This is a genomic window from Goodfellowiella coeruleoviolacea (assembly GCF_024171785.1).
GTDB lineage: Bacteria > Actinomycetota > Actinomycetes > Mycobacteriales > Pseudonocardiaceae > Goodfellowiella > Goodfellowiella coeruleoviolacea.
On the sequence record NZ_JAMTCK010000010.1, the window covers coordinates 82,043 to 98,056 of the forward strand.

Annotated in this window: 7 protein-coding genes; 3 read left to right on the forward strand and 4 right to left on the reverse strand. The window is 71.3% G+C overall.

Annotated elements, in window-relative coordinates:
* The first annotated feature begins 55 nt into the window (after positions 1-55).
* Positions 56-8,533, forward strand: coding sequence for a type I polyketide synthase (locus LX83_RS21745; protein WP_253774312.1), 8,478 nt, complete (start codon positions 56-58; stop codon positions 8,531-8,533).
* Here LX83_RS21745 and LX83_RS21750 read toward each other — a convergent pair.
* The 4 genes from LX83_RS21750 to LX83_RS21765 all read right to left on the reverse strand — a co-directional run bounded on the left by LX83_RS21750 (position 8,464) and on the right by LX83_RS21765 (position 13,522).
* Positions 8,464-8,982: a serine hydrolase family protein gene (locus LX83_RS21750; protein ID WP_253774314.1), complete on the reverse strand. Its 519-nt coding sequence runs from the start codon at positions 8,980-8,982 to the stop codon at positions 8,464-8,466. The two genes, LX83_RS21745 and LX83_RS21750, sit on opposite strands and share 70 nt — an antisense overlap.
* Before the next feature lie 416 nt (positions 8,983-9,398).
* Positions 9,399-10,430, reverse strand: coding sequence for a hypothetical protein (locus tag LX83_RS21755; protein ID WP_253774316.1), 1,032 nt, complete (start codon positions 10,428-10,430; stop codon positions 9,399-9,401).
* 32 nt (positions 10,431-10,462) lie between these two features.
* Entirely contained in the window at positions 10,463-11,038 is a 576-nt protein-coding gene (locus LX83_RS21760; RefSeq protein WP_253774318.1) for a hypothetical protein, read from the reverse strand.
* 36 nt (positions 11,039-11,074) lie between these two features.
* Positions 11,075-13,522, reverse strand: a complete 2,448-nt coding sequence (locus tag LX83_RS21765) for a glycoside hydrolase domain-containing protein (RefSeq protein WP_253774320.1) — start codon at positions 13,520-13,522, stop codon at positions 11,075-11,077.
* Positions 13,523-13,544: 22 nt separating this feature from the next.
* Between LX83_RS21765 and LX83_RS21770 the strand changes: the two genes are divergently transcribed.
* Positions 13,545-13,865 (forward strand): hypothetical protein, encoded by a 321-nt coding sequence (locus LX83_RS21770; protein ID WP_253774323.1) that lies wholly within the window; start codon positions 13,545-13,547, stop codon positions 13,863-13,865.
* Between the two features lie 538 nt (positions 13,866-14,403).
* Positions 14,404-15,924, forward strand: coding sequence for a non-reducing end alpha-L-arabinofuranosidase family hydrolase (locus LX83_RS21775; protein WP_253774325.1), 1,521 nt, complete (start codon positions 14,404-14,406; stop codon positions 15,922-15,924).
* Positions 15,925-16,014: the final 90 nt, after the last annotated feature.

Below are 16,014 nucleotides of genomic sequence, written 5' to 3' on the forward strand. Positions count from 1 at the left end.
CGTCGAACCCGGCGCGGTCGTCGGGCACAGCCAGGGGGAGATCGCGGCGGCGGTGGTGGCGGGTGGGTTGTCGCTTGTGGATGGTGCGCGGGTGGTGGCGTTGCGCAGTGCGGTGATTCGGGATCGGTTGTCGGGTGGTGGGGGGATGGTGTCGGTGGGGTTGTCGGTGGGGGAGGTGGAGGAGCTTCTTGGGTCGTGGGGTGGTCGGGTGTCGGTGGCGGCGGTGAACGGGCCGGGGGCGACGACGGTGGCGGGTGAGGTTGGGGTGTTGGGTGAGGTGGTGGGGGAGTGTGTGCGGCGGGGGGTGCGGGTGCGGCGGGTGGAGGTGGATTACGCGTCGCATTCGGCGCAGGTGGCGGTGGTGGCGGGGGAGTTGCGGGAGGTGTTGGCGGGTGTGGTGCCTGGGGTGGCCGAGGTGCCGTTCTTCTCGACGACTCGGCCTGGTCGGCTCGACACCACCGAGTTGACCGCCGACTACTGGTACACCAACCTCCGCGAAACCGTCGAGTTCGAGTCCGCCACGGCGGAGATGATGCGCCGAGGCTTCAACGTCTTCGTCGAGATCAGCCCGCACCCGGTCATGGCCGTCCCGCTGCAGCAGACCGCCGAGGCCGGCGACCGGCCGATCACCGTGCTCGGCTCGCTGCGGCGCGACGAGGGCGGCACCCGCCGCTTCCTCACCTCTCTCGGCGAGGCCTTCACCGCCGGCGTTGCCGTGCACTGGTCCGCGGCGTGCCCGGGCGGGCGCCGGGTCGCCCTGCCCACCTACGCGTTCGACCGGCACAGCTTCTGGCTCGACCAGTCCACCCTCACCGCCGCCGACCCCGCCACGGCCGCGTTCTGGACCGCCGTGGAGAACGCCGACCTCACCGCCCTCGCCACCGAACTGGGCCTGCCCGACTCGGCGCTCGTCGAGGTGGTGCCCGCGCTCTCGGCCTGGCGGCGGCGCAGCGCCGGCCAGGCCACCATCGACAGCTGGCGCTACCGCGTCGACTGGCAGCCCGTTCCCGCGCGCGACGGCGTGGTCCTCGCCGGCACCTGGCTCGTCGTGGCGCCCGAAGGCGTTGACCACTCGGCCGTCACCGACGCCATGACCGGCGCCGACCTGGTCACCCTGACCGTGCCGGCCGACACCACCCGCGAGGCACTGGCCGAGGCGCTGCGCCCGCACACCGACCTGGCCGGCGTTGTCTCGCTCATGGCCTTCGCCGAGGGCCGACACCCACAGCACGACGCCGTGCCCCTGGCCACCTCCGCGACGCTGCTGCTCGCGCAGGCGCTCGACGACGCCGGCGTGACCGCCGCGCGCCACCTGCTCACCCCCGGCGCGACCGAGACCGGCGCGGCCGCGCAGACCTGGGCCCTTGCCCAGATCACCGGCCTGGAAGCGGCCGAGACCTGGGGCGGCGTCATCGCCCTCGACGCCGGCTGGACCGCGTCCTCCCTCACCGACGCGCTCACCAGCGACGAGGACCAGCTCCGGCTCGGACCCGACGGCCCGCGCGCGCGTCGCCTCGTCCGCGCCCCGCTCGCCCCGACCGGCCCGGTGCGCGAGTGGACACCGCGCGGCACGGTCCTGATCACCGGCGGTACCGGCGGCATCGGCGCGCACCTGGCCCGCTGGGCCGCCGCGCACGGCGCCGAGCACCTCGTGCTGCTGAGCCGCCAGGGGCTCGCGGCGCCCGGCGCGGAGGCGCTGTGCGACGAACTCGCCGCCACCGGGGTGGCCCTCACGGTCACCGCCTGCGACGTCACCAACCGGGACGCCCTGGCCGCGGTGCTCGCCGCCATCCCGGCCGAGGTGCCGCTCACCGCCGTGCTGCACACCGCCGGCGCCACCCTCGGCTACCTCGGGGTCAACGACACCACCGCGGCCGACCTCGCCTCGGTCGCCGGTGGCAAGGTGCTCGGCGCGCGCCACCTCGACGAACTGACCGCGGACCTGCCGCTCGACGCGTTCGTGCTCTTCTCCTCCGGCGCGGCCGTGTGGGGCAGCGCCGGCAGCGCCGCGTACGGGTCGGCCAACGGATACCTCGACGGCCTCGCGGCCCAGCGCCGCGCCCGGGGCCTGCCGGCCACCTCGATCGCCTGGGGCGCCTGGCGCGGGAGCGGCATGGCCGGCGGCGACAACGCCGAGGTGCTCGGTCGCATCGGCTTCGCCATGATGGACCCCGACCTGGCCGTCACCGCGCTCAGCCAGGCCGTCGCGCACGCCGACACCGGGCTGGTCGTGGCCGACCTCGACTGGGAGCGCTTCGCGCCCAGCTACGCCATGTCCCGCCGCCGCCCGCTCATCGAGGGCGTGCCCGAGGCGGTGCACGCGCTGCGCGGCTCGGCCGGCGACGGCGCCGAGGCCGACGCGTCCGGCCTGCGCTCCCGGCTGGCCGGCCGCTCCGCGGCGCAGCGCCGCGAAACCCTCACCGAACTCGTGCGCGCCGAGGCCGCGGCCGTGCTGCAACTCGCCTCGCCGCAGGAGGTCGCCGTCACCAAGCCGTTCCAGCGGCTCGGTTTCGACTCGCTCACCGCCATGGAACTGCGCAACCGGCTGCAGACCGCCACCGGCCTGGCGCTGCCCGCCACCCTGCTCTTCGACCACCCGACCGCCCGCGAGCTGGTGGCCGAGCTGGACGTGCGCCTCGGCGGCCCGGCCGAGGACGTGCCCCGCCGGGACGTGGTGGCGGCGCCGACCGCCGGCGACCCGATCGTCGTCGTCGGCATGGCCTGCCGCTTCCCCGGTGGCGTCACCGACCCGGACGGGCTCTGGGAGCTGCTGGCCAACGGCGTGGACGCCATGGCCGAGTTCCCGGCGGACCGCGGCTGGCGGACGCTCGGCCGGGACGGCGAACAGGACCCCGACCTCACCTTCGTCGAGCGCGGCGCCTTCCTCTACGACGCGGGCGACTTCGACGCCGAGTTCTTCGAGATCTCGCCGCGCGAGGCCGCCGCGACCGATCCGCAGCAGCGCGTGCTCCTGGAAACCGCCTGGGAAACCCTGGAACGCGCCGGCATCGACCCGAGATCACTGCGGGGTAGCCGGACCGGCGTGTTCGTGGGCGCCACCACCCAGGAGTACACCGCGCTCACCATGAACTCGCCGGCCGCGGTCAGTGCGGGGTACTCGCTCACCGGCACCTCGGCCAGTGTCATGTCGGGCCGCATCTCCTACGTCCTCGGCCTCGAAGGTCCCGCCGTCACGGTGGACACGGCCTGCTCGTCGTCACTGGTGAGCCTGCACCTGGCCGTGCAGGCCCTGCGCAACGGCGAATGCGACCTGGCCCTCGCCGGTGGCGTCACGGTGATGGCCACGCCCGGCGTCTTCATGGAGTTCACCCGGCAGGGCGGCCTGGCCGGCGACGGCCGGTGCAAGTCGTTCGCTGACGAGGCCGACGGCACGGGCTGGGGCGAGGGCGTCGGCCTGGTCGCCGTGCAGCGGCTCTCGGACGCCCGGCGCGCGGGCCGCCGCGTCCTGGCCGTGATCGCCGGCTCAGCCGTCAACCAGGACGGCGCCTCCAACGGCCTCACCGCCCCGAGCGGCCCCGCCCAGCAGCGGGTGATCCGCGCCGCGCTGGGCGGCGCCGGGCTGACACCGTCCGATGTGGACGTGGTGGAGGCGCACGGGACGGGCACGCGGCTGGGCGACCCGATCGAGGCGCAGGCGCTGCTGGCCACCTACGGCGCCGACCGCCCGGCGGACCGGCCGTTGCTGCTCGGCTCCATCAAGTCGAACATCGGCCACACCCAGTACGCCGCGGGCATCGCCGGCGTCATCAAGATGATCCTCGCCATGCGCCGCGGTGTCGTACCGCCCACCCTGCACGCCGAGCACCCCACCACCCAGGTGGACTGGACCACCGGGGCCGTGGAACTGGTGACCTCGGCGCGCGCGTGGCCGGCCGCCGACCGCCCCCGCCGGGCCGGTGTGTCCTCATTCGGCATGAGCGGGACCAACGCCCACCTGATCCTCGAAGAACCCCCCGCCGGCGAGCCCGAGCCGCCGGCGGGGGAACCGGTCAGGCTGCTCGTGGTGTCGGCGCGGTCGTCGGCCGGGCTGGCGGAGCAGGTCGAGCGGGTGCGGGCCTGGTTGGACCAGCATCCCGACGTGCCAACCGCGGACGTGGTGTGGACGCTGGCCACCGGGCGGGCCGGGTTGGAGCACCGGGCGTTCCGGCTGGACGACGCGGCGTGGGAGCGCGGTGCCGTGTCGTCGGGCGGCGTCGGTCTGCTGTTCACCGGCCAGGGCTCCCAACACCCCGACATGGGCACCCACCCGTTGCTCGCCGAGGAGTACGCGCGGGTGAAGGCGTTGTTCGACCCGGCGGTGTTCGACGGTGACCCGGATTCGACGGGGGTGGCTCAGCCCGCGGTGTTCGCCCTGCAGATCGCGTTGTGGACCCTGTGGGAGTCCTGGGGTCTGCGACCGGATCGGCTGATCGGGCATTCGGTGGGTGAGCTGGCCGCCGCCGTGGTCGCGGGGGTGTGGTCGTTGGAGGACGCCTGCCGGGTGGTGACCGCCCGAGCCCGCCTCATGCAGGCACTCCCCGCTGGCGGGGCGATGCTGGCCGTGGACCGGCCGGTGATCGACGTGCCCGAGAGCATTTCGATCGCCGCGGTCAACAGCCCCACCTCCACCGTCCTTTCCGGACCGGAGGCCGAAATCGACGCGATCGCCGAGACACTGCGGGAATCCGGTGCGCGGGTGAAGCGGTTGCGGGTCTCGCACGCGTTCCACTCGGCGTTGATGGAGCCGATGCTGGCCGACTTCGCCGCGGTCCTGGCCACCGTCACCTTCCACCAGCCCCGCATCCCGGTCATCACCACCAGCGGCGCGGGCGGCGACATCACCACACCCCAGTACTGGGTGGACCAGGTGCGCGCCACGGTGTGCTTCGCCGACGCCGTGCGCACCGCCGTGGCCGACGGGGTGGACACGTTCCTGGAGATCGGCCCCGACGCCGTCCTCACCCCCATGGCCCTGGAAACCGCACCCGACATCACCGCCATCCCCGCGCAGCGCAAGGACCACGACCAGCTCTTCGCGGCCCTCGGCCGGATGTGGCAGCGGGGCTTCGACCCCGACTGGACCAGGGTCCTGCCCCGGGGTGCACACGCTGATCTGCCCACCTACGCCTTCCAACACCACACCTACTGGCTGGACGCGCCGCCGGCCGTCCGGCTGCCCGCCGGCATGCGCGCCACCGACCACCACTTCCTCACCGCCGTGCTGCCGCTGGCGGACACCGGCGCCCACCTGCTCACCGGCACCCTCGACCCACAGGCGACACCGTGGCTGCGCGACCACGTCCTGGCCGGCGCCCCGGTGCTGCCCGGCACGGCCTTTGTCGACCTCGCCCTGCACGCAGCCGCCCTCATCGGCCACGACGCGGTCACCGACCTGGTCGTGCACACCCCGATCGTCCTGGCCGAGGCGGCCGACGTGCAGCTGCGGGTCGCGCCGCCGGACGCCGGTGGTCGCGCCGAGTTGACCGTCCACTCGCGACCGATCGGCGCACCCGCCGACGAGCCGTGGACCCTGCACGCCACCGGTGCCCTGGGCAGCGCGCCGTCCGCCGACCAGCTCGACGAGCGGTCCTGGCCGCCAGCGGGGGCCACGGAGGTCTCGCTCACCACCTTCTACTCCGGACTGTCCGAGGGCGGCATCGACTACGGGGACGCGTTCCACGGCCTGCAACGCCTCTGGCAGCGCGGCCCGGACCTGTTCGCCGAGGTCGCGCTGCCCGAAGGGCACGCAGCCGACGGGTACGTCGTGCACCCCGCGCTCGCCGACGCGGCACTGCAACCCCTGGCACTCGGACTGCTCGGCGCGGGGGAGCCCGACCGCGATCCCGTGCACGGCCTCCCGTTCAGCTGGTCGGACGTGCGCGCGCACGGCGTCGCCGCCGGGACCGCGCGGGTGCGGTTGACGCCGGAGGGGCGCGACGCGGTCCGGGTCCTGGTCACCGATCCGTCCGGCGCACCGCTGCTCGCCATCGGCGGCGTGGTCCTGCGACCCCCGGCCGAGGCTGTCCTGACCGCGCCGCTCTACGAACTCACCTGGCCGCCCGCACCCGCGGCGGACATCACCACCACCGGCTCGTGGGCGGTCCTCGGCGACGACCCGTGGGGCCTGGGCCTCGACACGGTCGCCGACATCCCCGACACCGCGCCGGACAACCTCGTCCTCTGCGCCCGCGGCATCGACCTGCCCGGCGCGGCGCACCGGCTCACCAACCGGATCGCCGGGGCGCTGCGGTCGCTGCTCGCGGACGGGCGCCTGAGCCGCACGCGAGTGGTCGTGCTCACCCGGCACGCGGTCGCCACCGGCGAGGAGCCCCTGCTCGACCTCGCCGCGGCCGCGGTGTGGGGCCTGGTGCGCGGCGTGCAGTCCGAGCACCCGGGGCGGGTCGCCCTGGTGGACCTCGACGACCCGTTCGGTTCGGCGACACTCTTGTCCACTGTGGACCTCGACGGGGAGCCGCAGCTCGCGGTTCGCGGCGGCGTCGCGCACGTGCCGAGGCTCGCGCGGGCGAGCCGGGCCGAGGAGGCCGACCCGCGCTCGGTGGCCCGTTTCGACCCCGACCGGACCGTTCTGGTCACCGGGGCGAGCGGAGCGCTCGCCGGCCTGGTGGCCCGGCACCTCGTGCGGGAGCACGGCGTGCGGCGGCTCACCCTCGCGTCCCGCCGCGGCGCGGACGCTCCCGGTGCGGCCGAACTGGCCGCCGAGCTGACCCAGGCCGGTGCCCAGGTGCAGGTGGCAGCCTGCGACGTGGCCGACCGGGTGGCGCTCACCGCCCTGCTCGCCGACATCCCGGCGGACGCACCGCTCGGCGCGGTCGTGCACACGGCGGGCGTCGTGGACGACGGGCTGTTCGAGGCGCTCACCCCGGAGCGGCTCACGACCGTGCTGCGCCCCAAGGCCGACGCCGGATGGTTGCTGCACGAGCTGACCCGTGACGCCGACCTGTCCGCGTTCGTGCTGTTCTCCTCGGCGGCCGGGGTGCTCGGCAGCGCCGGGCAGAGCAACTACGCGGCGGCCAACGCCTACCTCGACGCGCTCGCCGCGCACCGGCACGCGCTCGGCCTGCCCGCGCTCTCCCTCGGCTGGGGCTGGTGGGACCTTGACGGCGGCATGGCGGCGGCCCTCGACGGCCAGAACCGGGGCCGGATGACCGGCGCGGGCCTGCTGCCGTTCGACGCCGCGCGGGGCCTCGCCGCCTTTGACGCGGCCTGCGCCGCCGGCGGTCGCCCCGCCGTGGTGCCGATCCGGCTCAACCCGGCCGCTGCCGGCCCGGCCACCGCGGTGCCGCCGGTGCTGCGCGGCCTGGCCCGCCCGGCGCCACGCCGGTCCACGATCGAGAGCACGCACGAGGACCTGCGTGCACTCGAACCGCTCAACCGGTTCACGGCGGTGCTCGCGCTGGTGCGGCGGCTCACGGCGACGGTGCTCGGCCACCGGACGGTCGACGACATCGACCCGGCGCGGGCGTTCGGCGAGCTGGGCTTCGACTCGCTCACCTCGGTCGAACTGCGCAACGCCCTCAACAGCGCGCTCGACCTGAACCTGCCGGCCACGGTGATCTTCGACCACCCGACCGTGGTCGAGCTGGCGCAGACCGTGGACGGCGCGCTCGCCGACTCCGCTGGCTCCGCCCTGCCGGACGCGGCCGAACCGGCCGAGGACTCGGCGGTCGACGACGATGCCGTGTTCGAGGGCACCGAGGCGCTCTACCGCCGCGCGATCGAGGCCGGCCGCTACGAGGTGGGGGAGAAGATCCTCGCGAGCGCGGCGGCGCTGCGCCGCTCCTTCTCGGTGGGCGACGGTCAGGTGCCCGGCCCCAAGCCGGTGCGCCTCGGCAGCGGCGGGAAACACCTGCCGGTCATCGGTCTGCCCTCGACGTCGGCGTGGTGCAGCGATCAGGAGATGGTGGCCCTCGCCGGCGGCCTGCGCGGCCGGCACGACGTGTGGTCGGTGCTGGCGCCCGGCTTCGCCTCGGGTGAGCCCGTCGCCGACGACATCGACGCGCTCACCGCCTACTACGAGCGGCAGATCCGCACGGTCGTCCGTGACGACGAGCCGTTCGCGTTGGCCGGGCGCTCCTCGGGCGGTTCGGTGGCCTACGCCGTGGCGGAACGGCTGGAGGCGTCGGGTGTGCCGGTGCGGGCGGTGATCCTGCTGGACACCTACCTCAGCGGCACCGAGCAGACGAAGTACATCATGCCGGTGATGGAGGCCAAGTCCTTCGAGCTGGAGAAGAGGTTCGGCCGGATGACCGGCGTGCGGCTCACGGCCATGGCCGCGTACTTCATGATGTTCGAACTGTGGCAGCCGGCGCCGCTCAAGGCGCGGGTGCTGCTCGTGCGGGCGAGCGAGGCGGTCGGGCACGCACCGGACCAGCAGCCACCGGGCGAGGAGTGGCAGACGGTGTGGCCGATCCCGCTCGACATCATCGACGTGCCGGGCGACCACTACAGCATGATCGAGGAACACCGGGAGGTGACCTCCGGCGCCATCCACGACTGGCTGGTCGACCTGTGATGCGCTGCGGCTCCCGCGGTGCGGCGCCAGTGCCGGCGGGTGAGCCGCGGGCTGGCGAAGGCGCTGGCTCCGGCTGTCCCTCCATGTCCGAAAGCCTCAGGGCCGAGGCAGGGATAGCGAGCGTCGAAGACCTCGAAGCCGAGGGCGAAGCGGCTTTCAACGCCGCTCACCAGGTCGATGCCCTCGGAGCGGATTCGGGTGAACGTCTCGACCGTGTCCGCGTGCAGCGGAGCCGGCCCGTCGTCCAGGACTCCGAGCGCCGCCGCGTATGCCCCGGCCACGCCTCGGGCGGAGGCCACACCGCCCGCCCAGCCCTGGCCGAGGGCCCTGGTGCGGCGGAAGTTGGGGAAGACGGACAGGTCCGGCATGTACTTGTGGCTGAAGGCGATCTTCGCCAACTCCGGGGACTTTTCCGCTTCCGCACCAGAGGTCTGGATCGCCGGGGCCACCGGGACGTATCTGGATTCCAGTCGGTCCTCCCGTGGCGTGGGATCGCCATGGTGGCGGGCCTGACCGGAACTTCGTCATGCCCGCCGACCGCCGGCACTGGTACTGGTACTGGTGCGGCGAGTGCCACTACCGGACGCCCTGACTCAGCAAGCCGGACCGCGAGATTCGGTCCGCACCCACGAAAGTCGAAGTTTCCAGCGGTCGCTTCTGCGCGTCGCGCCTGACACGAACCCTCACCAGAACGGGCGCTCCCGACACCAGCCCGAGCGTTTCGATCTCCGCGAAGTCGGGAAGCCTGATCGTGTCGACCGGCATCCTGTGCACTGACCTGGCGGTGGTGTCCCGCACCGTCGAGAACCCGACAAGGCCAGATTCGTCGGCGTGTACTACGCATGCGACACCGGCGAGGTGATCGTCAGCTGGGCCCGTACCGCGTCAGGGTGGCCGCGGAGTACACGTCGTCCATCCGGGTGAGCGACTCCTGGCCGGTCGAGCGCTGCGGACCGCCGGACCCGCCCGGCAGGAACTCGACCAGCGGCGCCTCGACCTCGTCCAGTGGGCCGGTCAGCGAACGCACCTCGGCACCGCAGGTGAGAGTGATCCTGCTGCCGGCGGGAACAGCGGTGTGCGCGGTCCACGTCGCCACCGGGCGTCCCGCCGTCGTGGTGCGCTGATCCGACCCGTTGACCTGCTGGCCCGCGGGGTCGGCCGCGGCGGTGATGGCCACCGACGCGAACACGCGGCGGTCGAGCGTGACCCGGATCCCCGAGCCGGCCGGGATCTCACCCGGCCCGATCGAGTGGACGGTGACGATCGCGGGGTGCCAGGCGTAGTACTGATCGCGCCACGTCGCCTGCTGCCAGCCGGCACCGAGCTGGACGCCCCACGGCAGTCCCGCCTTGGCCGCCGGCTTGCTGAGCGTCAGCGCCGTGACCGCTCGACCGGGCTCAGCCACCCGCACGGCGGTCGGCAGTGGATCGGCGACCAGATCGGCGGGGAAGCGAGTGGGGGTGAGTCCGCCCGCGTGGACGACATAGCTACCCGGAGCAAGTTCGGGCAGGAGCAGCTCAAGCTGTCGACCGTGCGGCGCCTGGGCGGCCGCTGGTCGGCTCTCGACCGGGATCAGCCGCCCGCCACCGGTCAGGAAGGCCCGGGGCGCTGCGGAGTACAGGCGCTCGTCATAGGTGAAGGTGACGGCCGCCCCAGCCGGTACTCCGGCGGCGCCGACGGTCAACAGCACGCCAAGGTGCGCCGGGACCTGTAAGCACGACCCGTCGGGCGCGTAGATCAGTTGAGCGGCCTGCGGCTCCTGAAGCGTGAGCAACCCCGATGCGGACGGGGCGGCGGCGGCCTGGGCGGGGCGGAGTGCGGGTAGCGCGAGGGCCGCGGTGCCGGCGAGGGCGGCGGCCAGGACGGTACGACGCCGCATGCCGTCGGTGGAGGTCATCAGCTGCCTTCTTCCGGTAGGGCGGGGAGACATCATCGAGGCGGCCCCTCGAAGATGGGCAACAGGTAGGAGGTCCAGACGGCGTACTGGATCAACAGGGCGGCCACCCACACCACGACCGGAACCAGTGCCCTGATCCACCACCGCAACCGGGTGACCAACATCGCCATGGTGATCATCACCAGCCCGGTCAGCACCCCAGGCACGAGGGAGGCAACCATTTGGTGGTTGTTCGGCCAGCAGGACGGGTACAGGCAGTAGTCCTCGGGAACGAAGAGGTAGATGCCCATCACCCGAGTGACCGCGGCGGTCCAGCCAGCCACCACCACTCCGCCGATCCCCTGGAGGACAGCCCCCGCGGCCGACCCACGACCGGCCCACGCCTTGCCAATCGGTAGCCCGGCGGCGGCGATGATCGTCACCGAGGTCACCACCACGCACCAGGCCCATTGCCGGTCGAGCCCACTACCACTGACTCTGTGCCGGGGGCGCGGATCGACCCAAGGCAATGCGGATTGGAGGCCGAGCGACGCGAGGCCGAATACCAGCAGGCCCACCACCGCGATGACTCCCACCAGCACTCCGGCCACTCTGCGAATCTTGGACACCACGTCATGGTGCCCGCTCGCCTGGGCAGCCACGCGTCACCCCTGGGCGGTCAGCAGTCGTGCGAACACCTCGCCGCAGATGCGCGCTTCGGCCGCGGTGGGCATTGCGTCCGCGCCGGCGGCATCACGCAACCGGTTGGTGGTAATCGGGAAGTTGACCCCACCGACGTCGATGCCGTCGGCCAGCCTGCCGAACGCGGCGACCACGTTGTCCTCCGACCGCCCGAACCGGTCGTTGTAGAACTTGGCCACCCGCTGCTTGTCGGTGAGCTTCAGCAGGCCGCGGAGCGCGCCGGACATCGAGTGGTTGTCCTGCAGCGAACGGGCGACGAGATACGCGTCGCAGTCCGCCACCACGTCACTCCAGTCGAAACCACCGTCGGCACCTGCCACGCCGATCCGCTCCGTCAGGAACTGCCGCTGGTCGAGCCCCGGACTCGCCTGCCGCGCCTTCTCGTACACGCCCCAGGCCTGCAGTAAGTCCAGCGGCCAGCCGCCGAGGTCACCGAAGCCGTAGTCGTTCGCGGCGGACGGAATCCCCCAGACCGTGTAGCCGCGCAGCGTCGCCGCGTAGTGCGCGATGTCCCGGTTGGAGACCGGCTTGTTCGGGCTGAGCCGGCCGAGTTCCTCCTCGGCGGCCAGCCTGGCGAGCACCGCGGTGCTGCCCTGGTCAGCGGTCGGCGTGTAGTTCGGCCAGAGGTCGGTGTAGCCATCTGACCAGTACTTCGGTCGCTGTAACCAGTGCGCGACGTAGTCGGGGACGAACGCCGCGTACGGCTTGAGGTTGGTGAGCAGCGTGCTCGACTGGACCAGTCCTCGTTCGCAGGCCACCTCGGCTCGGACCAGCCATTCGAAGAACGCGTCGAAGCCGGTGGCACTCGGCGAGTTGTCCCGCTCGATCGGCGGCGAGACCACCGAACTCAGGTCGACCGGTCTGGCCTTGACCGAGACGACGTCCTTGTCGATCGGGATGGTCCGGTCGCTGCCGGGCAACTGGGTCTGGATCTCGATGATCTGGTTGTAGTGCCACTGGGCTGGCATCGGGAAGCCCATGTTGCCGGAGAAGCCGGTGGACATGACCGCGACGAAGGCGGCTTCGGCGAGTTCCTTCTCGTCGATGATGATCGAGCAGACGTTCCGGGTGCCGTAGACGCCGACCTTCAGGTGGGCGGTCAGCGACGTCTCGAAGGCGTCGGCGACACCCTGGAAGTAGTCGGCGACCGGACCGTGGATGGTCTCGCCGAGCGCGTCGAAGTCGACCGAGAAGAAGACCAGGCTGTCGGTCGGCAGACCGAGGGTGAGGCATCGCTCGATCGCCTCGATGCCGTGCGTGCGGCCGTTCGCCCGGGTCATCACCTCGGGAGCGTTGTTGAAGCGCTGGTGGATCGGCACCAGCTTGAGCCCCGCCGCACGCAGCCCGTCCAGCTCGTCAGCGGTGATGAACTTGTTCGCGCCGACGGTGTAGCGCCCCACCGTCGTGTAGCCGGCCTGTCTGGCTCCCTGCGCCTCGGTGGCACTGAGCTGCTTGTTGGTGTCGAAGCCCTTGGTCGAGATGCTGGTGTCACCCGATGAGACCAGCAGCGCGCACCAGGTGCTGTAGTCACCGCGGCCGGTGACCGGAAGCTCCATGAACGACTGGAAGCTGCGGGTGTGGTCGGCTGTCGCCGAGTCGAAGGTGCCGTTGAACGGAGCGTCGTAGCGGTTGAAGCGCAGTACGGCCTGGTACAGCCGGACGAACCGCTTCGCGCCGTCCACCGAGCCCGGCGAGACGGTGGCCTGGTTGCGGATGCCGTCGCGGGTGCCGGGGCCGAAGTTGCCGTTCGCGACGCCGTCGGCCATGCCGATCTCGTACTGCAGGCCGTACAGCATCGCGGTCTGCACCGGTCGGCCGTAGATGCCGTCGCACGGCACGATCGCGAAGTCGGCACGGTTCAGGTACGTCGCGTTCAGCCAGCGCTGGACGTCGCGGACCGCGCTGGTGCCTGAGCCGACCAGGACATAGGCGTCCATCGTCAGCAGCGAGGCCATCAGCTTCACGTCGACGTACGGGTTGGCCGAGCCGAGTCCGAGGTCGTCGCGAACCCAGCCGACCGACGTGCTGAGGCTCGTCCAGCTGATCGCGGCGCCGTCGTAGAAGCCGGGATAGCCCTTGCACCACAGGGCCGCGCTGAGCAGCCGCAGCAGGTTCTCCTTGGTGGTGCCGCCGTCGATCCGGCCGATCTGCGCCTTGAACGCGGCTGTGGTGGCCGGACCGAAGCCCGACGTCACCGGCGAGATGCCGAGTTCGTGTTGCAACCCGCGGCGCAGCCCGTACATGACCGGCCAGCCGGTCTGTCCGTTCTCCTCCAGTGGAACCCATCCGTTGACGCCGCCGTAGGTCTGGTTGAGCCAGTGCTGCGCCGCTTGTACCTGGGGATCCACTGGTGCACCTTTCAGCCGGCAGACTACGAAAAGTATTCGATCGAACACGGCTTGTGCAAGCAAATTGTTGCTCCGCGCGGACTCCGTGGCTGCGGCGTGGTACCGAGCCACCCCGGTTGAGACGTTCGACGAAACCGAGTTTTCGAGCGTGTGCCATGTCGAAGCTGTCAGCGACCGTCCAATCTGGGCTAATCGCCTCAGTCGAGATCAGCTGTCCGCCATGCCCAAAGTGGGACCACGCGGATTCTCCCAAGTGTGGGGCAGCCTCAAGACCGTCGAGCTGGCCAATCTTTGCCCCGGCACCATCGACGAAGCCCACACCGCCGCGCAGGCCGGTTGGGGACGCATTGGCTGCGGCCGCCAGCTGTGCTTCGCATTTCTCGACCACGCCGGCCTTTTCCTGTGAACATCCTCACTCAAATACGGAAAGATCAGTAAGAGGGCGCCTGTCCAGTGTCCGGTGGCGCGGTCGCGGATTTGCTGCGCACAGGTATGTTGTCCATTTTGGAGTCTCCTCGTCGTCGCTGACGAGGCGGTTCGATGGCGGTGTCCCCGACCCGTGAAAGCGTGGTTTTCGTCCGATGTGGCCGCCCTTCGGGCGTAACCGTCAAGGACTCGACACCCGTCGAGACGCGGTCGGGTCGGTGGTCCCCGTTGTCGAATGTCATTCGACGTCATTCGACTACGTCGCAGGTCGTCACCTTGGCCGGACGGTTGCCCCTTGAAGGTTCGGAAAGAATCTGGGAACCTCACGAAGCGGCGATGTTCACCCTTCCCCTCGATGTCCTGTTGCTGTGAGCGGCTCTGTGGGAATGGAGGTTAGCGCTAACACTGCGGGTGGTGTTCCAATCTCCGTCTTTACCCCGACAAGGGGCTGCCACGAGATCTGACGGCGAATCCGAGTGTAGTGGCCATGACTCTGAAGGAGAATCACCGTGGATTCGATGGGCCAAGTCCCGCCGAGCGGGCCGAGCCGGGTGGCGCGTCGCCGTGCGGCTGGCGTCCGGCGTGGCCGTTGGGCGTCCGTGCTGCGCCCCCTGCTCGCGACCGCGCTCGTGGCTGGCGCTGTGGCCGCGCTCAGTCCGAGCGCGGCGTCGGCGGCGACCGTCGACACGAACGCGTGGTACGTGCTGGTCAACCGCAACAGTGGCAAGGCACTGGACGTCGCGAGTGCTTCCACCACCGACGGGGCGGTGGTCCAGCAGTGGTCCCGTCATGACGGGGCCAACCAGCAGTGGCAGTTCGTGGATTCCGGTGGCGGCTACTACCGGCTGAAGTCGAAGAACTCCGGCAAGGTCCTCGATGTGGACAACTGGTACACTGTGGACGGTGGGAAGGTGCAGCAGTGGACGGATCTCAACGGTACCAACCAGCAGTTCCGGCTCGTGGACTCGGACAGCGGCTATATCAGGTTGATCAACCGCAACAGCGGTAAGGCCGTGGAGGTGACCGGCCTGTCGACCGCGGACGGAGCGGCGGTCGTGCAGTACGGCGACTGGAACGGCGCGAACCAGCAGTGGCAACTTGCCCGCGTGGATGACACCCCGCCGAGCGGATCGTGCCGGCTCCCGTCGAGCTACCGCTGGTCGTCGACGGGCGTGCTGGCGAACCCGAAGTCGGACTGGGTCTCGCTCAAGGACTTCAGCAACGTCGTCTACAACGGCAAGCACCTGGTCTACGGGTCGACGGTCGACGCGTCGGGGCAGCGTTACGGCTCGATGAACTTCGGGCCGTTCACCAACTGGTCGGACATGGCCTCGGCCCCGCAGAACGCGATGAATCTCGGCACCGTCGCGCCCACGTTGCTCTACTTCGCCCCGAAGAACATCTGGGTGCTCGCCTACCAGTGGGGTGCGACCACTTTCAGCTACCGGACCTCCAGCGACCCCACCAACGCCAACGGGTGGTCGGCGCCGCAGGAACTCTTCTCGGGAAACATCCCCGGCGGCGGCGCACTCGACCAGACGCTGATCGGCGACGGCACGAACATGTACCTGTTCTTCGCCGGTGACAACGGCAACATCTACCGTGCCAGCATGCCGATCGGGAACTTCCCCGGCAGCTTCGGCACGTCGTACACGACGCTCATGAGCGACACGACGGCCAACCTGTTCGAAGCGGTCGAGGTCTACAAGGTCAAGGACCAGAACCAGTACCTCATGATCGTCGAGGCGATGGGGGCCAACGGACGCTACTTCCGCTCGTTCACCGCCAACAGCCTCGGCGGTTCCTGGACCCCGCAGGCCGCCACCGAGAGCAACCCGTTCGCTGGCAAGGCCAACAGCGGTGCCACCTGGACCAACGACATCAGCCACGGCGACATCGTGCGCACCAACCCGGACCAGACCAAGACCATCGATCCCTGCAACCTGCAGTTGCTCTACCAGGGGCGCGACCCCAGGTCCGACGGCCTGCCCTACAACTCCCTGCCCTGGCGGCCGGGCGTGCTGACGCTCCAGCGCTGATCGCCTGACACAGGGCCATCTTCGGCGTGGCTCGGCGCCCCCACCGCGCACCGGGGGAGGGCGCCGAGCCGGCTGTCGCCGTGCCGACAC

Excerpts from the sequence above, each read along its gene's own strand:
- LX83_RS21755 (WP_253774316.1), bottom strand. The coding sequence starts at position 10,430 with ATGACCTCCACCGACGGCATGCGGCGTCGTACCGTCCTGGCCGCCGCC.
- LX83_RS21775 (WP_253774325.1), top strand. The coding sequence starts at position 14,404 with ATGGGCCAAGTCCCGCCGAGCGGGCCGAGCCGGGTGGCGCGTCGCCGT.